At 57.7% G+C, this 20,542-nt stretch carries 18 protein-coding genes and 1 pseudogene; 6 read left to right on the top strand and 13 right to left on the bottom strand.

The genetic code is table 11. The features are described 5' to 3' along the window. Nucleotides 1–670: 670 nt before the first annotated feature. The 13 genes and pseudogenes from USDA257_RS38910 to USDA257_RS31910 form a co-directional block, all read right to left on the bottom strand. Complete coding sequence (locus USDA257_RS38910) at nt 671–883, bottom strand: AbrB family transcriptional regulator (RefSeq protein WP_014857666.1); 213 nt, start codon at nt 881–883, stop codon at nt 671–673. Beyond that, nucleotides 880–1,605, bottom strand: a pseudogene (locus USDA257_RS38905) (AbrB family transcriptional regulator). Before USDA257_RS38905 ends, USDA257_RS38910 begins: the two are co-directional and overlap by 4 nt. Before the next feature lie 728 nt (nt 1,606–2,333). Then, nucleotides 2,334–2,564: a putative nitrogen fixation protein NifT gene (nifT, locus tag USDA257_RS31960; RefSeq protein WP_014857660.1), complete on the bottom strand. Its 231-nt coding sequence runs from the start codon at nt 2,562–2,564 to the stop codon at nt 2,334–2,336. Further along, nucleotides 2,561–2,884 carry a nitrogen fixation protein NifZ gene (locus tag USDA257_RS31955; RefSeq protein ID WP_014857659.1) on the bottom strand — a complete coding sequence of 108 codons (324 nt, stop codon included), beginning with the start codon at nt 2,882–2,884 and terminating at the stop codon, nt 2,561–2,563. Before USDA257_RS31955 ends, nifT begins: the two co-directional genes overlap by 4 nt. Before the next feature lie 81 nt (nt 2,885–2,965). Continuing rightward, entirely contained in the window at nt 2,966–3,160 is a 195-nt protein-coding gene (locus USDA257_RS31950) for a 4Fe-4S dicluster domain-containing protein (protein WP_034859518.1), read from the bottom strand. Between the two features lie 33 nt (nt 3,161–3,193). Beyond that, on the bottom strand, nt 3,194–4,675 hold the full coding sequence (gene nifB, locus USDA257_RS31945) for a nitrogenase cofactor biosynthesis protein NifB (RefSeq protein ID WP_015633449.1): 1,482 nt from the start codon (nt 4,673–4,675) through the stop codon (nt 3,194–3,196). Between the two features lie 224 nt (nt 4,676–4,899). Continuing rightward, on the bottom strand, nt 4,900–6,570 hold the full coding sequence (gene nifA, locus USDA257_RS31940) for a nif-specific transcriptional activator NifA (RefSeq protein WP_015633448.1): 1,671 nt from the start codon (nt 6,568–6,570) through the stop codon (nt 4,900–4,902). Nucleotides 6,571–6,736: 166 nt separating this feature from the next. Continuing rightward, a complete protein-coding gene (locus USDA257_RS31935; RefSeq protein WP_014857655.1) occupies nt 6,737–7,030 on the bottom strand; it encodes a ferredoxin family protein in 294 nt (97 codons plus the stop codon). Nucleotides 7,031–7,044: 14 nt separating this feature from the next. Then, nucleotides 7,045–8,352 carry an NAD(P)-binding protein gene (locus tag USDA257_RS31930; protein ID WP_014857654.1) on the bottom strand — a complete coding sequence of 436 codons (1,308 nt, stop codon included), beginning with the start codon at nt 8,350–8,352 and terminating at the stop codon, nt 7,045–7,047. A gap of 10 nt (nt 8,353–8,362) precedes the next feature. Further along, complete coding sequence (locus USDA257_RS31925) at nt 8,363–9,472, bottom strand: electron transfer flavoprotein subunit alpha/FixB family protein (RefSeq protein WP_014857653.1); 1,110 nt, start codon at nt 9,470–9,472, stop codon at nt 8,363–8,365. 9 nt (nt 9,473–9,481) lie between these two features. Further along, a complete protein-coding gene (locus tag USDA257_RS31920) occupies nt 9,482–10,339 on the bottom strand; it encodes an electron transfer flavoprotein subunit beta/FixA family protein (protein WP_034859514.1) in 858 nt (285 codons plus the stop codon). 448 nt (nt 10,340–10,787) lie between these two features. Next, nucleotides 10,788–11,108: an iron-sulfur cluster assembly accessory protein gene (locus USDA257_RS31915; protein WP_014857651.1), complete on the bottom strand. Its 321-nt coding sequence runs from the start codon at nt 11,106–11,108 to the stop codon at nt 10,788–10,790. 673 nt (nt 11,109–11,781) lie between these two features. Further along, a complete protein-coding gene (locus USDA257_RS31910; protein WP_014857650.1) occupies nt 11,782–12,348 on the bottom strand; it encodes a peroxiredoxin in 567 nt (188 codons plus the stop codon). A gap of 578 nt (nt 12,349–12,926) precedes the next feature. On the opposite strand from USDA257_RS31910, the gene USDA257_RS35065 reads away from it, so the two are divergent. The 6 genes from USDA257_RS35065 (at nt 12,927) to USDA257_RS31880 (ending at nt 19,985) form a co-directional block, all read left to right on the top strand. Next, the gene (locus tag USDA257_RS35065; RefSeq protein WP_014857649.1) at nt 12,927–13,646 is read left to right on the top strand and encodes a nitrogen fixation protein NifQ; all 720 of its coding nucleotides are present in this window, start codon (nt 12,927–12,929) and stop codon (nt 13,644–13,646) included. A 75-nt stretch (nt 13,647–13,721) separates the two neighbouring features. Beyond that, nucleotides 13,722–15,191 carry a dicarboxylate/amino acid:cation symporter gene (locus USDA257_RS31900; protein WP_014857648.1) on the top strand — a complete coding sequence of 490 codons (1,470 nt, stop codon included), beginning with the start codon at nt 13,722–13,724 and terminating at the stop codon, nt 15,189–15,191. A gap of 20 nt (nt 15,192–15,211) precedes the next feature. Continuing rightward, nucleotides 15,212–16,432 (top strand): cytochrome P450, encoded by a 1,221-nt coding sequence (locus USDA257_RS31895; protein ID WP_014857647.1) that lies wholly within the window; start codon nt 15,212–15,214, stop codon nt 16,430–16,432. Nucleotides 16,433–16,510: 78 nt separating this feature from the next. Then, nucleotides 16,511–17,083, top strand: coding sequence for a nuclear transport factor 2 family protein (locus tag USDA257_RS31890; protein ID WP_034859521.1), 573 nt, complete (start codon nt 16,511–16,513; stop codon nt 17,081–17,083). Between the two features lie 62 nt (nt 17,084–17,145). Then, a complete protein-coding gene (locus tag USDA257_RS31885; RefSeq protein ID WP_034859517.1) occupies nt 17,146–18,792 on the top strand; it encodes an SDR family oxidoreductase in 1,647 nt (548 codons plus the stop codon). Between the two features lie 137 nt (nt 18,793–18,929). Then, nucleotides 18,930–19,985 (top strand): LLM class flavin-dependent oxidoreductase, encoded by a 1,056-nt coding sequence (locus USDA257_RS31880; protein WP_014857644.1) that lies wholly within the window; start codon nt 18,930–18,932, stop codon nt 19,983–19,985. Nucleotides 19,986–20,542 lie beyond the last annotated feature (557 nt).

Here is a 20,542-nt window from a genome sequence, read left to right as displayed (position 1 = left end):
CCAAACCTTAGTACGACTGGAGTTTTGGCGGTGGCCTGGAACCTTTAAACGGCAGCGTCGGCCCCGTGCACCTACTTAGGAAGGTAGAATCTCATAGGCAGCGTTAGAATAGACTGTGCGAACCAGGAGCAGCGCCGATGCACTTCGACGGACGCGCGATCTTTTGCTCCAAGCTCCGTAAAGATTCACGGTAATGTGCTGAGAGTTCTGCAAATTCTCTGAGAGGGGCGGTGGCAGGCCGGTGATGTTCCCGTCACCTGATGCCCCCACGAGGAACTCAACCGACCAAGACTGAAGATCGGACTGCCGTCGCCGCCGTCCAAGACATTCTGCTTCGCGCCGCATGTCCAGCGCCATGCCCACCTCAATTTCCTGAACTTGACGCACAGAACCACATCCACCGGAAATCATAACGCCCGTTGAGGTGGCTCGCCCCAAAACTGGCAAATCCGCAGCCTGATACATGTCCAGCCCAAAGGGCGCACTCCAAGGAGGTTAAAAGTTCGGCCTTACTAACAGTTAGACATAAGGATGGTCATCAGGCTCCGAGCAGGTCGCGCGTCAGGATTGGGGAAGAGAACACGGGCGAAGGTTTCGCCCACCATCTGCATGACCCGCCGATTTCAGCACCACGCGAACCTATGTAGCCTTGCAGGGAATTCCGACCTCTTTAGCGCTTCACCCACCGAAACACGGCCGCTGCTCCTGCTGCTACCAGAAAGAGCCGGACAATTTGATGGAGGACAACATAGGGCATCTCGACGCCAAGCGACAAAGAAATGAGGCTTATCTCGGCGACATTTCCCGGCGAGTAGGCGAGCATGAGAGCGGTGAACCGGTCTCCTGTCAGGAAGGAGAGAACGCTCGCGAAGACCAGCGTCACGGACAAAACAGGATTGTAGAGCCGAAGGACAAGCCGATGACTTCCACGATCTTTCGAGGCGGCGGCATTGCGAGACGGCAGCCGATGGTTGCCCCGATGACGACTTGCGCCACGGCGCGTGCCGCAGTCGGCAACTCGAATTGCGTCAATCCCAATGCATGATGGCACTTGCAGACATGGGCCCGAGCAAATAGCGCGCTGGCAGGCGCAGCAATCTTCCGGCAACCACTCCGAGCAAAACGGCTGCGGAGAACCACACAACGTCCTTGACGCAGAAGCTCGCGAGCGGAACGAAAGCGACGCGGGTGCCATGCGGCGCGCCTCCGGCAACGCTCGGTATCAGGAACGGCAAGGAAAGTGCCACCAAGATGATCCGAGTGGTCTGGACGAGCGCGATCTTCTTCTCGTCGCCGCCGCGTTCCAGGCCGAGTGTCACCATGTCGACAACGCCTCCCGGCATTGCCGAGAAAAAGGCCGTGGGATGGTCAAATCCCGCCACACGCCGGAAATAGATGTAGCCCAATGCGCTCGCGGCCACGATGAACACCGCTAGGCCACCAACCGGCATGCTCGAACACTGCAGGCGAGAACGACGTTCCGAGCATTGCGCCAATAGCGGCGGTCATTGGCAGTCGAGCGAAGGGAGGGATAGCCACAGGCAGCCCGAACAGCGCACCCACGCCGGTGGCGATGATTGCGCCGGCGAGCCAGGCGAGCGGCATATCGAAATGCCACATAACCCAGCCGCCAAACGCTGCCAGCGCGAGAGTCAGGGAAAATGTCGCAACTGAACTGACGCACCCGGATTACGCATCATAGACCATAGGACGCCACAGCCTCGGAATGTGTGACGTTTGTGCGCGATCGAAATAGACACGCATCAATTGAATTGCCGAGCGGATTGCGGTGCGGCGCCCTTGCCGGATCGAGGCCGCGTCGTCGGGATAAGCACGCAGTGGACGTCGCCGATTTGTGCGATCGCTTGGCGTCGAGAACCATCACGCGATCTCCGCAGGCCGATTGGGACGCCGACGCCCAAGACGGTAACGCCCTTAAGCGCGCTGGTCGAAACCTCGCACGTGACAAGCGGTTCGGCGCGTGCGGTCCTTAGACTTCAGCTCCCAAGGGCGGCGCAGGATAGCTGCCTTTCCGGTCGTCATTGTGAACTCCTTCATCAGTGGGCTTGGGTCGCCACGCAGGCGCCCGCTGGACCGATTGCGCCGCCGGGACCTTGAGTACCCTTCGGCCAACAGGCGCACTGCGTCGTTAAGCTTAAGCAAGGGCAAGGGCAAGGGACGGATGCTCGAGGGCGCGTTGGCAAGAAGGCATCAAGCAGATCGGAGGCAATAGCGCTGTCGGAGGCATTCGAAACCGCAGGTCCAGCCACGCCAGTTCAAACCACTTTCGGCAAGGCTGCTCCGAACGAGCAGACCGGAAGTCTGTGTTGTATTCATGATGTTTTTCTTTGCGCTGCATCATCCACCATCTTCTTTGCCTCGACGGTGACGGGTAACTGAGTGTCCTTCGGAAGATCAGGCAATAAGAGCCGCCAGCCGTTCCTGAGCACCACAATGCCGCCCCATAGGCCTTCATTCTCAACCTGGACGATCGGCTCTTCCAGATCCTTCTTGGGAACATACGCTGATAAACCATTGCCAGTTCTGCGGATTGTTACTTTCATCGGGCTTTTCCTTCGCTCCGATCAGTGCATTCAGCAGTTGCCAGGGTTGAGACCTCGTCGAGGCTCATCAGTTCACGCGCACGCATTCCGACGACGATGCCGCGATCAATCCAATCGACGGCATAGATGTAAAACTGCTGGAGAAAGGTCCCCACATCGCGTATAAAACCCGCGTCGCCTTTCCTGACGAGGCGTTCTCCGATTTCCTTGCCCGGGTAGGTGCCGTCATTCTTGATGTGGCGTGTGGCACAGACTTTCTCACCCGGCATGAAACGTGGAGGATTATGGATTTCGACCTCCTCTTCGCGTCCAAGACCCATCGCCATTCCTTTCATTGTCGGGGCTACGCAGGGAAAACCAGGGCCTGCCGCGCGCGGAGGCCTGGCCACTGCATTCGGCGCTTAAGCCGGCACGCAGGTCTTCGGCACCGGACATACCGAGGCGCATTGCTGTAGCTCGAAAGCTCCCTTGCATTCGGTGCATTTGTCAGGATCAATCACGTACTTCTCGCCCTTGTACTCGATGGCGCTGGAAGGGCATTCGAACTCGCAGGCGCCGCACTGGGTGCATTGGGATGCGATGATTTTGTAGGCCATCATTGAACTCCTGGTTCGGTCGGGTGAGCCGCCTCAAGCGGTTAGCTGCGATCGGTCGGAACCATGCTTAGTGGCGTAAAGAGCGCTGATCGCGGCTTCGATATAATCATAGCCAAAGGCGTCCGTTGCCTGTATTCCAGCTTCCAAGAGCTGCTTTTTGGGGCAATCTCCGATCCTGGCGCAAAGCACGAAATCGATGCCTTCGAGTGCGGCGATAATGTCGCCGAGCGTGGCGTCCTCGCCCCAGCCCCCATGGCAATACGGCTCGACCTTACGGTGCCCCACGAACTTGATCCCTGTTTGCGAGGCTTCGTAAACCTGGAACTCCTTCGCATGGCCGAAATGTTCGTTGATGCGTCCTCCGCCCTTGGTCGCAACAGCCACTTGAAGCGAACCAGGGATGTTCACTGATGCGACCGTTGCGATCGCCTCCTTCTTAGCCGCTGAATGGTCATCGCGTATGCGTGCAACTACCTCCCGGTAGGCGTGTCGCTTGCCACCGTCGTAATCAAGTTCGAGCGGAATCTGGTCGAGCGTGAACTCCTGGCCACGATCAGCGCCGAGAAGGCCGACTGCATCGGCACGGCACTGTCGACAGTGACGCATCAGCTTGGCACCGCCTTCGAGACGATCCTGAAACGCCTTCAGTTCGAGCGCATTTGGGCCGCGCTGTCCGGCCAGGCCAAACCAGGTGCCGTGGGCCGGTTCGGAAATCAGCGGCATGACGTTGTGCAGAAACGCGCCGCGCTCCTTGACCCATTTGTTGACTTCGATGAGGTGCTGGTCATTGACGCCGGGGATCATCACCGAATTGACCTTCGTGAGGATGCCGCGTTCGCTCAACATCTCAAGTCCCAACATCTGCTGCTCATGCAGGATTTTGGCAGCGGCGATGCCAGTGTAGCGGCGATGGCCATAAAAGATCCACGGGTAGATCTTCTCGCCGACTGCGGGATCGACCATGTTGATGGTGATTGTCACGTGACTGATGTTCATTTCCGCCAACTCGTCGACATGCTCCGGCAGGGCAAGTCCATTGGTGGAAATGCATAGCTTGATGTCGGGGATCTCGCTTGCGACGCGTTCGAAAGTCGCCCTTGTCTTTTTCCAGTCGTAACAAGCGTCGCCCGGACCCGCGATGCCGAGAACGGAAAGCTGCGGGACTTCGTTGGCAACCGCAATCACCTTGCGCAGCGCCTGGTCCGGTGTCAGCTTTTCCGACACGACACCAGGCCGACTTTCGTTGGCGCAATCATATTTACGATTGCAGTAATTGCATTGGATATTGCAGGCTGGCGCGACTGCGACGTGCATACGGGCGAAATAGTGGTGCGCTTCCTCTGAAAAGCAAGGGTGATCCTTGACCTTCTCCCAGGTGGCCGAATCCATGTCGGTTGGCCGTGAGGACGAACCGCAGGACGAGGATGCACAGTCACCGGATTTTGCGGCTGTCAGCAACTGCCCAGAGGATGTCGTGTTGGTCAGGCTTTCAAGCCACGTTATTGGTGCACTCATCGAACGGCTCCACTGGTGACAAAGGGTCGTTGTCGGACCTGCAAGCGCTGTGCCAACACAATAAGATGGGAATTTCAAAGGATTGGCGTTCCGTGTTCGATTTAGGCCAATGCTCCGAAGCGGGTTTTGTCGAAGTCGCGACAGGAAGCTGCCAAATTGGACAATAGACCTGCGCGCCTGAGGAAGACGGGTGGCCACGCCCATGATAAGTGGGCTCACCGAATTTAGATCTTCTTCACCTGTATACCATGCCGGCGTAAAGCATAGCCGACTTGCCGCGGTGTGAGGCCGAGGATCCGAGCTGCCTTCGCCTGAACCCAGCCGGCCTTCTCCATCGCGCTGATGAGAAGCTCGCGGTTCGTTAGATTTGGTGCCACCGTTAAGTCGCCAGGACTATTGGGGTAACCGAGACCGACCGGCGATTCGACTGGCAAACGTCTGCTCATAGTCAATCCGTTGAGCGAATGGGTGCCAAGCGGTCTATCAGCGGTTTTCCCGAGCATTGAAGAAAAGCACTGGGCATTCTGGCAGGAGAAATCCGATGGAACAATCGTCCCCGAACGCGCGAGAGTGGCGGTCCGGCGGACGCAGTTTTCAAGCTCTCGGACGTTGCCGGGAAATTTGCATCTCGACAGGATCTCGAGTGCCGCAGGCGTGAATTCGAGATTGCGATTGTTTTCCCTGTTGAACCGGTCGAGGAAAACCTTCGCAAGGCGTGGAATATCTCCATTTCGCTCCCTGAGAGGCGGCAAAAAGAGAGGCACTACATTGATGCGATAATAAAGGTCAGCCCGGAACTCCCCCTCGGCCACCGCCGTCTCCAGGTCCTTGTTGGTGGCGCATATGAGTCGGACGTCCACTTTGAGCGTTTTTGTGCCGCCAACTCGCTCAAGCTCTCCTTCCTGCAAGACGCGCAACAGTTTCGCTTGAAAGGCCGGCGAGATCTCGCCAATCTCGTCGAGCAGGAGCGTCCCGCCATCCGCCAGTTCGAAACGGCCTGCGCGCTGAGAGATGGCCCCCGTAAAGGCGCCCTTTTCATGCCCAAACAGTTCCGATTCCAGGACGCCTGCAGACAGTGCCGCGCAATTCAACTTCACGAACGGCTTTTTTCTGCGAGGTGAAAGCTCGTGGATTGCCTTTGCGAAGAATTCCTTGCCTGTGCCGCTTTCGCCCCTGAGGAGCACCGCAGAGTTGGTTTGTGCAACGACTTTGACGCTTTCAACCACTTGCCTGAGTGCGGGGCTTTCCCCGACAATCCAGTCGATTCTCGTAGGCCGTTGTCGGGTTGGTTCAGGCAGTTCCTTGTCGCCTGCACTAATCTTGCGATCGCCCTCCTCGCCGATCGGCCGACTATCGCGGCTCTCGTGGCCATCCAGCCGAACCGCTCGGGCCGCAAGGTTGGCGACCATCGACAGGAAACGCACCTCTTCCTCAAATTGTGTTCTGGTGGCTGCGCCATCCTTGGCGCGGTCGATCCATAATGTTCCAAGCGTTTCTTGATCGGCCTTCATCGGGACACCAATGAAGGTGACTAGGCCAGTGCCGCTCACGATACTCTGAAGCTCATCCTGGAACAGTTCCGACCTGCAAGTGTCCGGTACGACCAGCGGCGCACCTTTTGCGACGATTCTATCTATTGCAGCCTTCGCAGCAATGTGGCGCGCGCCTGATGATGGAGGCTCAACCCCGAACGTCGCAGTTGTCTCGGGCTCTCCTTCAGCGCCCACAACGACGATTGCGCCGCGCCGCATTGGCAAAAGTGCGGGGAGGGTGTTAATCACATTGGCAAGCTTGATCTCGAGGCTGGCTGAAGTGATCAAAACCTTCGATATCCGATAGAGACCGCTGCACCCCAAGTCCCGTTTGTGCATGGTTTTAGGGGATAATTCAGTCATACACTCATCGAGCCAATTCTTACGAGGAAACACCCTGAGCGTCGTACGAACGGCTCTTGGCTCCCTACGAGAAAATGCCGCCTTGCTGACATTATCAAGTGCTTGCGATTGCACCTGTGAGCGCCCGTCAACGTAACCATCTTGTTAGACAAAAGTGAGATGCAAGTCATCCGAATTTAAAGAGCACACCGAATCCACCTCGCGGATAGCTCCAATCAATGTCACCGCTCTCTTCGCACAGCACTCTACATGTCCCGCATTCCATGCATCCATCCGCAGTAACCTCTACTTGGCCGTCTTCATTCACCTCGTAGCATTTCGCGGGGCAAACAACGGTCAGCGCAAGCAGGTTTGGGCTCGGAGACTGATGCTGCCGCACCTTGATGTGCGGCCGCCCCGCGTCCACCAGGTAACGGTTTTGGTAAAGCTTGTCTTCAATGCGAACGACTGAAGCTGTCATCTCAATGCTCCCCTTTAGCGCCATGCCAGTGCCAAGCGGACTGCGTCGCTGACCAGTCCCCATCGCGAACGCGCTTTAATAAGAGCGGCTGTGGTCGCTCTTTCCTTCTCGATCTTGGGTGTGCCGTCGACGCGCACGAAGTTTTGCGCCGCTTGCGACATCAACTGCGGATAAGTCGTGAAGAAATTGCGTGAATTCGTGTGGAGCAGGGCGGGCATGTCCTTGTACTTTCTGAGGTCTTTCAGAACGAAAGACTTGTCCAGCATGGCCTTGTAAAGTGAGAGATTGTCACTCGTCATCGGGTGTTTTCGGCTCTTGATTGCGGCGATCGCCTCGCCGGCGATGCGGCCCGACGTCATGGCGAGGTTCGAGCCCTCGCGGTGCACGGCGTTGTTGAGCTGCGCCGCGTCGCCAACCACGACCCAGCCATCGCCAAAGAGCTGCGGAATTGCCTTGAATCCGCCCTCCGGAATGAGGTGCGCCGCATATTCCTTAATCTCCGAGCCCGCAAGTAGCGGCCGGATTGATGGGTGGTTCTTGAATGCGTCAAGTAGCGCGTAAGGACTTTCCAGGGTCGCTGCGAAATGGGAGACAAGGCAGCCGATGCCAAGCGAGATCGATTCCTTGTTGGTGTAGAGGAATCCCAAGCCGGCCATTCCGCGCGAGATTGTCCCTGCCGCCTCAATAACACAGCCTTGATCGCCGGTAAGGCCGAAGCGTTCATTGATGACCTCTTCCGGTAGGAAATGCATTTCCTTGACAGCGAGTGCCACGGCTTCGGGTTTCGGCACCTTGCGAAATCGTGCTCTCGTGCCGAGGAGGCCGTTTACGCCTTCGGCGAGCACGACCACGTCCGCATGGATGACGCTACCCGCTCGATCGGTATGGACGCCTATCACCTTGCCGGCAGCATCGAGAGCCAGTTCCGTCACCGTCGTCTCGCACAAAACTATCGCGCCCGCCGCTCGGACTTTCCGCGAAAACCACTTGTCGAACTGGGCACGAATGATCGTGTAACGGTTTGGCGCCGGCTCATTGAAGTCGTCCGACCGGTAGTGCATTCCGGTGTGTGACGTATCGTCCGTTACCCAGAATCGCTGCTCGACCAGATGCCGCTCAAGAGGTGCATCATCCCGGAAATCGGGAATGATTGTCTCCAGCATGTTGGCGTACAAGATAGCGCCTTGGACGTTCTTGGAGCCCGGATATTCTCCGCGCTCCAACTGCAACACTTTTAGACCGCGACTTGCCATGGTGTATGCAGCCGCGTTTCCAGACATACCGGCACCGACGACGATGGCGTCGAATCTTTCCTCGGTCATAGGTTTTACCTCAGTTCACAAGTCTCAGACGATTGGCCGGCGCCAACCGTCTGGTGAAAGCTTCCGTCAACGCCGGCAGAAAGCTGACAGCATCGGTGACAACACCGACATGGGCGAAATCGAAGATGGGCGCGTGTGGATCGGTGTTGATAGCGACAATCAGGTCAGCTCCCTCGACACCGACGCGGTGCTGGACCGCGCCTGATATTCCAGCCGCTATATAGAGCTTCGGGCGGATCGTTTTTCCAGTTTGGCCGATCTGCCGATCAGCTGGCATCCAGCCCTTTTGGACGAGCGGCCTGGAACAGCCGTAGTCACCGCCGATCGTCAGCGCGAGGTCTTTGATAAGCAGCAGGTTCTCTGCATTGCTGAGGCCCAGCCCGCCGGCAACCACCACATCCGCATAGGCGAGATTGGCGTTGCCCGATCGGTCGTCGGAAAGGAAACCGACGACCTTCGTGACGATATCTTCCTCCAACATCCGCCAATCGTGCCTGATTACCCGCCCGATCGGCTTGTTTGACCGCTGTGGCATGCGCATGACCCTTGGCCGCACAGTTGCCATTTGGGGCCGGCAATTGAGCGTATAAATCGTGCAAAGCAACGAGCCACCGAACGTGGGCCGGGTAGCTGCAAGCGAACCGTCCTCGTCGACATCAAGTCCGGTGCAGTCGGCTGTAAGCCCCGTCAGCAGTGTGGTCGCGACGGAACCGGCGAGGTCGCGACCCAGCGTCGTCGCACCGAGAAGCAGAATCTCTGGCTTATGGGTAATGACCAGATCTGTCAGTGCATTGGCGAAAGGCTCGTTTCTATAATCCGTGAGCAGCGGCTCCTCGACGAGATACACCAGATCCGCACCATAGGCGAAGGCCTCAGCAGCGGCGTGCAAGGTAGAATCCCCCGGAGGCCCGAGAATAATACCTGCGAGCTGAACCCCCAGTTGGTCGGCAAGTCTGCGGCCTTCGCCGAGAAGTTCGAACGAGACCGGGTGGACATGGCCGCGTTCCAGCTCCATGAAAACCCAGACGTGCCGGTAGTCTCTGAATTGCTCAGGCAGGTCCTTTTTCATGCTGGCACGGGCTTGGGCCGGTGGTGGTGCTTTACTTTTTCGAGTTCCCATAATCTGCTCCTATCTGCTCACGCTACGAGTGGAGGAGAGCTCGTGCTCCAGTGCCGGCTGATGGGCGAAGATTGAAGTGACCAGCTCGTTAGCTACGTCCTGCACTGCCTTCTCGACGGTGTCGATCTGCACCGCTTTTTGCTCGCGCGGGGTAGGGGCAAAGACCCGCTTGACGACCGTCGGCGAACCGCGCAGCCCGCATTTTGTGATGTCTTCAATGCCAGCCTCCACCGCATTCCACTTGACGATTTCGCTGCGTGCGGCCCGCAAGGCATCATCAAGTGAGCCGCGGCGAATGGCATTCGATCCTTCCAGCATGGTGATCAGGCAAGGCAATTCGCTCTTCAGGACGTGCGTGCCGCCTTCCGAGCGACGCTCGACCGTAATCGCGCGCGTGCGGAGATCAATGGAAGTGACCTTTGCGACATAGGTCAACTGCACGAGGTCGAGGCGCTTGGCTATTCCGGGGCCGACCTGGGCGGTATCGCCGTCGATCGTCTGCTTACCTGTGAAGACGATATCAGGCGATCCAAAGCTATTGCCAATCTTCGCGATTGCCTGAGAAAGAGCAAATGAAGTCGCCAGCGTGTCGGAGCCGGCAAAGTGCCGGTCGGTCAGAAGTATCGCGCGGTCTGCGCCATAAGTGAGCGCCTTGCGTAAAGATTCCTCGGCCATGGGCGGGCCCATGGTGAGCACCGTGACCTCGCCGCCATGGTGGTCACGCACTTGGAGTGCCTGTTCGAGGGCAAACAGGTCGTAAGGGTTGATGATAGTCGGCACGCCTTGGCGCATGATCGTGTTCGTCACCGGATGGACGCGTATCTGCGCCGAATCCGGGACTTGCTTGATACAGACTACGATGTGCATGAGGTCTCTCTGGCTCCGATCGCATGTAAGATGACGTCTTTCGCCTCCCTTCCAAGCACCAACCATGCCAACCAACTGTGGTTCAAGAAGCCCATGAAATCTAAGGAGCTTTTTCGGCACACAGGACGGCGGCCTGCGTGATAGCGTTGTCGGCTTCATGACATCGAATCGTCGCAACCGCTCCGTACGTGTCGTTTCCCGATGATTTTAGGCCGAGTCCCAATGACAAATGTGCGGTTAGGCGCACTGCTTTGGTCCGCTTGCGCTCCTCTAGCATCCTAAAGATCCGACGTGATAACGGCGAAGTGGTTGCAAACTCCCGCTTTATGTAAAGTGCCCCGAAGCTCTTCGGCCCCTGGAACTTGTGCGCGGAAAGCGACAGCATGAAGTGTGTTGCTGATCCCTCTCGTGGATGACCTAGCATTCTCGTTCCCCTCTGTTGATGCGATCAGCCGAAAGACTTCCCGCAGGCGCAGTTCTCTCGCGCGTTGGGGTTCTCAAAGATGAATCCGGGGGAATCGACACCCGTGGTGAAGTCCACAGTCATGCCGCTGACATGAGGTTGAGAAGCTGAGTCTACGTACACCTTGACCCCACCCGCCTCAATGACAGCGTCGCCGTCGCGCGACTCGCGGTCCAAGCCCAGGTGGTATTTAAAACCCGAGCAGCCGCCCGCTTCCACTTTGATGCGTAGCCCATCCGCCGGCTCGCAAGTCTGTGAAAGCGCGAACTTTATTGCGGCAATCGCACTGTCGGTGAGCGTTATCATGGGTTCGTTTCTCCTGGTTTCGAGTCGCTTGCGAACGATGCACCTAGTGTGCCAACCAGAAACCATCACGAAAACAACACGTTGTTCAAACACAGCCATGTCGTTTGTACGACACAGTCGTAGTTACGACATTTGGGTGTTAAACCGAGTTCGTGTGAGGCTCTCCGCGACGCGCCGAGCATCGACGTTTATCCTCGGCAGGGGCTGCTGAGACTCCGGCGCGGAGATTGGATACCCGGTCGATTGAAGGAAACTAAACCCTCAGCGGGAATGTGCCGTACCGTCCCGTGCCGCAGCATGAACTGCTCCGGCGCAATTCCTTCATGTCGGTGTACATAGGCCAAATGCTCCTCTTGCGAACGCGAGTTCGATCACGACATCAATTGTGATGACAGACTTGCTCATGGGAACTCGCCTTTAACTTCGGTTCCGTGCCCGAAAAGCGGCATAGCAGGAAGCAGTATCTCGGTGAAATCGATTATCTCGATGGCACGCATTAGCTCAATGGATCGAGGGATCGTCCGCGAGCAGACCGGCAAGTCACCTTGAGCGGCGATTTTCCTGCTGCGCGGGGTTCATGAAATTGCGCTGAGGGCTGCTCAGTGGGTAGCTGCGGCGCTCACTGTCAGCACCGGCTCCGCAACATCAGACTGGATAGCTCACATGGCAAAAATCAAAATTTAATCGGGACACGACCGAGACGTGCGGTATCGAAAGTCCTCAGCGTTTCAAGAATGTTCTGCGGAGAAGATGCCGAATAAGGATCGGACTCGCAGTTGTCCGAGAAACCTTCTTCTTCGAACCATTGCTCCACCACGCTATCATTGACCACGGCAGCGTAGCGCCACGAGCGCATTCCGAAGCCGAGATTGTCCTTTGCAACCAGCATGCCCATCTTGCGAGTGAATTCGCCCGAACCATCCGGGATAAGCCTGACCTTCTCTAAGCCCAACGCCTTGCCCCATGCGTTCATGACGAAGGCGTCATTAACTGACAGGCAGTAGACCGCTTCGATTCCTACCTTCCGGAATTCGTCGTAAAGTCTCTCAAAGTCAGGCAATTGCTGAGTTGAGCAGGTCGGGGTGAACGCACCGGGAAGCGAAAACAGAACGACGCGCTTGCCACTGAAGTAATCCTCGGTTGTTCTGACTTCCCATCGGTATGGGTTTGGCCCTCCTATTGTCTCGTCGCGAACACGCGTGCGAAAGGCAACGAAAGGGATTCTTTTTTTCACAGGCATTGAGCATCGCTCCTTCGAAAAAAGAACTGAGCATTCGCCGCCTCTGGACCCTCTGGCGAAGCACCGTTACTTGAATAATCAGCTCGTCGGCCAACGAACAGACAGCAAGCGGCGTGCCACTTTAGATCCAAGCTCAAACAGCACTGCTTCGGTACGGGCATGGCAATCTTGTGCGCGGACTGGCTATTGGCGTAAACTGGACGCGCACACACCTTCTCGTGGCTCAACCCGTCTGCGACAAGCTGCGGCGGCCGCGCGTATCAACGTGCCGCCTGCAAAGTTCATTTTAACAGGAACTTGCCGAATCGACCGTTCCGCGTTTCCGGTTAAGAAACTCGACCCGTGCTCTTGTCAGAGGGCCGACATCATGTCGCCTTTGTCGCCCTTCCGACACGGCCGCATTTCCCCCTGCTTCCTACAGACCTCCGTTCAGCCTTTGAATGGAACGCACGAACTTAACCCTTCGGCTCAGTAGACTGGATTGGCACGAATTTTGAAACGCCCCCGGGGGGCACAATTGCCGTGCAGGCATCTCTGGGGCGCCCTCGTGTGGAACGAAAGCAGGGAAGGATGGGAACATGTCAAATCTAGCTGAGGTCCGCGCTTTGTCGAAAGGGAGAGTAACACTCGGAATCAGAATGACCGATCGGCCCGGTTGGCGACAGTTATCCGAATTGCTGGACCTCGAACCATGGCCGCCTACGGACCTCGAAATGGATTTCGACCAGTACGTGCTTGCATGTGTCCTTTCGCGTGCACTCGAGGAAATCGATGCCGGCGAGGCAACGGCAACAGAGGCAACTGGTCTTTCGCAAGTAGAGCTGCGGGACATCCTGAACCGCAGTTTTCCCGCCCCAACTATTCATGTTTTTCGCTTGGAAGAGGTAAGAGATTCGGAGCCCGGCCCCGAGGAGGAACTTCTGCGCGGTCTGCTGCTCGCGCATGCTCGAGCGGGCGATTCGGCGAGCGTGCTTTTCGCCAAAATCATAGCCCGGCGTGCCTTGCGCCACGACCATCTCTGGAGGGAGCTTGGTCTTTTTGATCGAGTCGAACTCAGCCGATTGCTCGCCAGCCATTTCCCAACGCTTGCAGCCGGCAATACCCAAAACATGCGGTGGAAGAAGTACTTTTATCGCAAGCTGTGTGAGGCCGAGGGCTATTCGCTGTGCACGGCGCCTTCTTGCCCGCAATGCAAGGAATTGGAGAGCTGCTTTGGCCCTGAGGAAGGCGAAAGTGCTTCACCGGTCGGGAAAGTTGGCGGAGAGGCTGAGCTTAAGCGCCGCCTAGGCCGGCTATAGACGGCTGGGAGGCCTTTTCGTCATCTCTGCATGCGCGGATTACGAGTGCGCATGCACCAAGTGGAGGAAATCATCTTGATCGTAGAAAACGTGGCGGTGGTCCGCGGCAAGACACCCCCTTATAGACATCTATACGTCCAGGTCCTCGCGGCGATCGCCGTGGGCATCCTGCTCGGGTATTTCTATCCGGATGTCGGCTCCAAGATGAAGCCGCTCGGCGACGCCTTCATCATGCTCGTCAAGATGATCATCGCGCCGGTGATTTTTCTGACGGTCGCGACCGGCATTGCCGGCATGACCGATCTCGCCAAGGTCGGCCGCGTCGCCGGCAAGGCGATGATCTACTTCCTGACCTTTTCCACCCTCGCGCTCATTCTCGGCCTCATCGTCGCGAATATCGTCCAGCCGGGTGCGGGCATGCATATCGATCCGGCCTCGCTCGATATGAAGGTGATCACGAGCTATGCCGAGAAGGCGCATGAGCAGTCGGTCACCAGCTTTCTCATGAACATCATCCCGACGACGCTGGTCGGTGCTTTCGCCGAGGGCAACATCCTCCAGGTACTGTTCACCTCGGTCCTCTTCGGCATTTCGCTCGCGATGGTCGGCAAGAAGGCCGAGGCCGTCGTCGATTTCCTGCACGCGCTGACGTTGCCGATCTTCCGGCTGGTGGCGATCCTGATGAAGGCCGCCCCGATCGGCGCCTTCGGTGCTATGGCGTTCACCATCGGCAAGTACGGCGTGGCATCCATTGCCAATCTCGCGATGCTGATCGGCACCTTCTATCTCACCTCGTTCCTGTTCGTCTTCATGGTGCTCGGCGCGGTCGCACGCTACAACGGCTTCTCGATCGTGGCGCTCATCCGCTACATCAAGGAAGAACTGCTGCTCGTGCTCGGGACGTCCTCCTCGGAAGCAGCGCTGCCGGGGCTGATGAGCAAGATGGAGAAGGCAGGCTGCAAGCGCTCGGTTGTCGGCCTAGTCATTCCGACCGGCTACTCATTCAACCTCGACGGCACCAACATCTACATGACGCTCGCGGCGCTCTTCATCGCCCAGGCGACCGATACGCCGCTCTCCTACGGCGATCAGATCCTGCTGCTCCTCATCGCCATGCTGAGTTCGAAGGGGGCAGCTGGCATTACCGGCGCTGGCTTCATCACGCTTGCCGCAACCCTCTCCGCGGTTCCCTCCGTGCCGGTCGCCGGCATGGCGCTGATCCTCGGCATCGACCGCTTCATGTCCGAGTGCCGGGCGCTCACCAACATAATCGGCAATGCGGTCGCAACGATTGTGGTGGCGAAGTGGGAAGGCGAGCTTGCCCCGGCGCAGCTTGCAACCACCCTTGCAGGCAAGGCGCCGGTCGAGACCATGTCGGGTTTGTCAAGTCAGCGGAGTGACACTGTTGAACTCGGACAAAAAGTGCTGTTTGTTGCAACCAACTCCGCAGATCGTGCTCTTGCCGGTCGCCCAGGGGGGCGCGATTCCCGTCGAATTGCTCCCGATCATTCCGCTCAGGTCTTCGGCGGTCCGCTAAGCTTATGAGTGACTTAAGGAGAAAGCGAGTGAAGACCAACCCCATTCCAGATCATGTTCCGCCCGCACTGGTGCGGGACTTCAGTCTTTTCACGTCGCCTGGCATGGCGCCGACGCCTAACGGGGATCCGCACGCCGCCGTGGCTTGCGTTCATGATAATGGCCCGCCGATCTTTTACTCTCCTTCCAACACGCGCGATGGACGAGGTACCTGGGTCATAACACGGGCGAGAGACCAGCGCCGGGTCCTTGAGGATACAGAGACCTTTTCCAGCCATCGCAGCATCTTCGCCTCGGCACTTGGCGAAAACTGGCCGGTCATCCCCCTCGAATTGGACCCCCCGGCCCATGGAGTGTTTCGTGCACTGCTAAACCCTCTGTTCTCATCCAGGCGGGTGTTGGCGCTGGAGCCGACTATCCATGCCAGAGCAGGCGCGCTGATCGACTGCATTGCGAAAGAGAAGACCAGCTGTGACGTGATGAAGGATTTCGCCTTGCCCTTTACGGTCAGCGTTTTCCTCAGCTTTCTGGGACTTTCCCAGAGGCGATCCGAAGTACTTGTCGGCTGGGTAAGCGATTTGCTCCACGGCAATGCAGAAAAGCGAACGGCAGCAGCCCGCTCGGTCGTGGCCTTTATTGACGAAATGGCAGCGATGCGCCGCAAGTCGCCAGCCGTCGATTTCATGACCTTCGCCCTGCAGGCGAAAATCGAGGGCCGCTCTTTAACAGAAGAGGAAGTCCGCGGCATCGGTGTGCTTTTCTTGGTCGCGGGGCTCGACACGGTTGCCGCCGCCATTGGCTTTGACATGGCCTATCTTGCACGCAATCCAAAGCACCAGGAGTTGTTGCGAAACGAACCGGATCGGCTCGGGCTCGCCGCTGAGGAACTGCTGCGCGCCTATTCAACCGTTCAGATAATCCGCGTGGCCACGAAGGACACCGAGTTCGAAGGCGTGCCTATCCGTGAGGGTGATTATGTTTCCTGTCCCGCGATGATTGCTAATCGAGATCCGTCTGAATTTAAGTGCCCCAACACTATCGATCTGGCACGACAGGATAATCAGCACACCGCCTTTGGCTATGGACCACACCTTTGCCACGGAGCGCATCTCGCACGGCGAGAAATCGTCATTGGCCTACGTGAATGGTTAGCGCGCATCCCAGCTTTCCGCATCAAGGAAGGTACGGCGCCGATAACTCATGGCGGCCATGTATTCGGGATCAGTAATATCATCCTAACTTGGGCCTGATTGGACGGGCGAGGCGGTAGCAATGAAGCGCCGATCGCTCCCAAGTCTTCATCGCTTACCGCATCTCACCGCACCATGATGAATGAAGAAAGCATAACCAATCTATTCGACCGAGAAGCAATCCGCGACTGTCTCCATCGCTACTGTCGAGGAATCGACCGGGCAGACGAGGCTGCACTGCGCAGCTGTTATTGGCCCGATGCACGCGACAATCACGGAAGCTACTCCGGCTCTGCCGCAGGGTTTATTCAGCATGCACTCAACGTCTTCAAAACTAAGCCGCGCAACATCCACCAGCTTGCGAACATAATCATTGAGTTCCTGGGCGCGACAGAGGCCGCCGTCGAGAGTTATTTCACCGCGCTGCAGCGCGGTCCCGACGCAACAGGCGAGATAAAGCAGGTGCTCTTGTGCGGACGCTACTGTGATCTGTTTCAGAAAAGGGAAGGGGAGTGGCGCATCGTCGAACGGACGGTAGTCTATGATTGGGTTGAGAAACAGAGACCACCGAAGTCCTCGGAAGCAGAGCGGTTCGGTCCTCGCCAACCGATTGGGGCACCGCATCCGAATGATCCCGTTTACGAACTTTCGAAGCGGCGAGTTGCTGCGAAAAATCATCCAAAGGACCTGATCGGCAGTGGAGAAGAATAACCATGATACGACTGCGCTACCCTCCGATTCCTCGAGGCCGAGCCCGTGGAGCACAGAGACGCATGGACGATCGCCAGGTTCAGCCAGGGCGGGTCATCGTCGTCACAGGTGCCGCAGGGGGTATCGGCCGCGCGCTCGTCGATATTTTTGCCGCGAATGGAGATGTCGTTGTCGCGGTGGACCTCCCGGACAGCGGCGTAATCGAACTTGGCCAAAATCTCGGAGAGCCCCATCTTGGCCTCGAGGTTGACGTGTCGCGAGAGGACGATGTCGTCGCATTGCGTGCCCTTCTGGAAAAACGATTCTCGCGGATTGAAGTGCTCGTCAATAATGCGGGGATTGGGCCGACCATGGCTGCGACCGCCGATACTGCTCTCGAAGATTTTCAAGGCGCTCTAGCGATAAACCTTGTCGGGGCTTATTCGATGGCGTGCGAAGCCGCGAAGCTGATGAAACCTGGCGCCGCCATCGTCAATGTCGCTTCGCTGGCTGGGCTGCTCGGCAATCCGAAGCGCAGTGCCTACGCCGCTTCGAAAGCTGGTCTGATCTCAATCACGAAATCGCTGGCGTGCCGATGGGCATCGCGCGGCATCCGTGTGACAGCGGTAGCGCCCGGTCACGTGCGCACGCCTATGGTTGCCGAATTGGAACGCGCTGGCAAGCTCGACGTCAGCGCGATAAGGCGCCGCGTACCGTTGGGCCGAATAGCGCGCCCCGACGAAATCGCGCGGGCCGTGCGCTTTTTGGCGAGCGCACAGGCGAGCTACATAACCGGGTCGACGCTTGTGGTCGATGGGGGCTGGATGTCAGTCAACCAACCGGGTGGTGCCCATCAGGCTCAGGATAGGACGCCCGGAGCAGAATTCATGCGGCCGGTCGAGGACACCGATGCGCGAACAGTGATCGTCATGGGCGGCGCTACAGGCGTAGGCGCGGCCATCGCTCGGCGCTTTGCCGAAAACGGCGACACGGTTGTGATCGCCGACGGAGACGGTGAAGAAGCGGTAAAGCTCGCCGGCTTGCTCGGCGACAAGCACCTGTCAAGGCGCGTGGACAGGACCGTCGAAACCGAGGTAGTCTCGCTCTTCGAAGAATTGCGGGAGCGCTTCGGCCACCTCGACGTCTTCGTCAACGGCATGAATGAGATACTCGTCCCCAATATCGAGGAGTCGCCGGAAGTCCTCAAACGCATACTGGATGTCAATCTTACTGGCGCCTTCACCTGCGTTCGCGAGGCCGCCATATCGATGCGCTCTGGCAGCGTAATCCTGAATCTCGGGTCAAGTTTAAGCCTTTCACCGCTCGCGCCAAGTCACGCCTATGGAGCATACAATGCTGGCATAGACATGCTGACCCGCTGCATGGCGGCCGAACTCGGGCCATTGGGCATCCGCACAGCCACAGTCGCTCCAGGTTACATCCGCACATGTGCCGCCAACCGGCTGGCAGCGGTCGCCGGCATGGATTCGGCTTCGCTCCGACAGCGAATTCCTTTGGGCAGGGTCGGGGACGCAGAAGAAGTCGCCGAGGCTGCCTACTTTCTGGCCTCGTTTGATGCCTCCTACATCAACGGCTCGATCCTGCACGTGGACGGAGGCTTGATCTCGTCCAGAGAAGCGGGGTGGGGCAGCGAAGTCGATGGAGCAATTTCGACGGAGATGAGGCCGCAGCGCCGGCCGGCGGCGCGATGGCGGTTGCTCTCTCCCTGAATTGCATTTGCACGCTTTTAGCGCTTGGCGCTCTGAATGCGTTAGGGGGCCATGAGCAGGGCCATAGGGAAACCTTCTCGTCAATCGAGGCGCGACCCACGACTGCGCGATTCCAGATCCGAAAACAAGGAGACACCATGGAGTTCGCAACGTTCATTCTCGCTGCCCAGCGCGGCTATCATCAGTCTTCCGCTAGCGTCGTCCGCAACTCGATAGAGCAGGCAATTTTTTCGGAGCAGGCTGGCTTCAGCACAGCCTGGTTCGCCGAGCACCACTTCAACAACTACAGTCTCGTCCCGTCGCCATTACTGATGGTAGCCCACTGTGCCGGATTGACGAGCACCATTCGGCTCGGAACCGCAGTCTGCGTGCTGCCGCTCTACCAACCACAGCGCCTGCTGGCGGAAATCGGCTTTGTCGACGTCGTTGCCAACGGTCGACTCGAACTCGGCGTTGGCTCGGGATACCAGCAGTTCGAGTTCGACCGCTTCGGCGTCAATATAGATGAGGCGCCGGCCATCTTTTCGGAATGCCTGGACATTTTGCTGAAGGGACTAAAGCAAAGAATCTTCACCCACAGCGGTCGCTACATGCAGATACCCCCGACGGCGATTTCGGTGCGCACCCTCCAAAAGCCGACGCCACCGATCTGGATTGCTAGCGCATCCTCCAAAACTATGGCCCGAGCCTATCGTGAGGGTCACAATCTTTTCGTCACGGCTCTCCATGACGGCTTGGAAACTCTGGGCTTGCTGCGTGGCATCATTAAGACCGCCGCTGCATCCGAGGGCAAGGAGGTTCGCGACTCCAAGGTATCGCTACTGCGGTGCTGCTATGCCAGTGATGATGGAGCGGAAATCAACAGCTATATCGATAACGCCCGCTTCCAGCGCCGGCTGTCCGAGGCACTGCGACAGCGTCGGCAACAAAGTAAGGACGGCTATATGTTGGAGGAGATGCCGACGCATCAGGATCTATCGTTCGACACTATGCGCAAGAACCTGCCCATTGGCAGTATCAATCGCGTGATTGATCGCCTTCTGGAGGAGATCGATGTCTTGAAGCCGGACCAGATTGCAATTCAGACCCAGCTGGGAGATTTTGACCAAAACACGATGTTGCGCCAGATCGAGCTTTGGGGAGACAAGATAATCCCGGCAGTCCAGAAATCTCTCGGGCAGTCGCAGGCTTGAGTTTATACCGTCCTGACCTTCGGGTCAGCTCACTTCCTCAGGCGCCGTCAGAATGCCCGGCAAGTTTCAAAAGCCATCGTAAATGTCGGCACAGATTACAGCTGAACTCCTCGTGAAAGTGGCTCATGGGCGTCATGGGTCGCATACCATTCGCACGACAGACAAGCAGGCTACCGGCGGCAGTACGCATTTGAGCTCCGATAGTTCAGTCCGCGATTTTAATCGGACGAGGGCCGGAAATAGCCATCTTAAGCAAACTTGATCGGACGGCGGACACTTAGGGCTGGCAAAGCCTCCGAGAAGATGCTCCCCAAACCCGCGGCTTGTACCTGATCAGCGGCAGTGGGCTCCGAGCGCCTGATAGGCAACGCTTTCGACAATTGTTTGTGAAATTGTCGGCTCCGCGACACAGGCTTGCGTCTGGGTCGGCTACTTCTCCTAATCTAAGTAGCTGTAAAAGAAAGTAAACCAGCTTCTGCTGGGCTCACCCTCCTCGACTTGGCACGGGTCTTGTAGCCACTCTTGTGCAGGCGGCTTGAAGCTGCCGCTGTATTCGT

This window comes from Sinorhizobium fredii USDA 257, assembly GCF_000265205.3.
GTDB classification, from domain to species: Bacteria; Pseudomonadota; Alphaproteobacteria; order Rhizobiales; family Rhizobiaceae; genus Sinorhizobium; species Sinorhizobium fredii_B.
The sequence above is the reverse complement of the archived record's forward strand: the minus strand, read 5'-3'. Positions and strand labels throughout refer to the sequence as shown.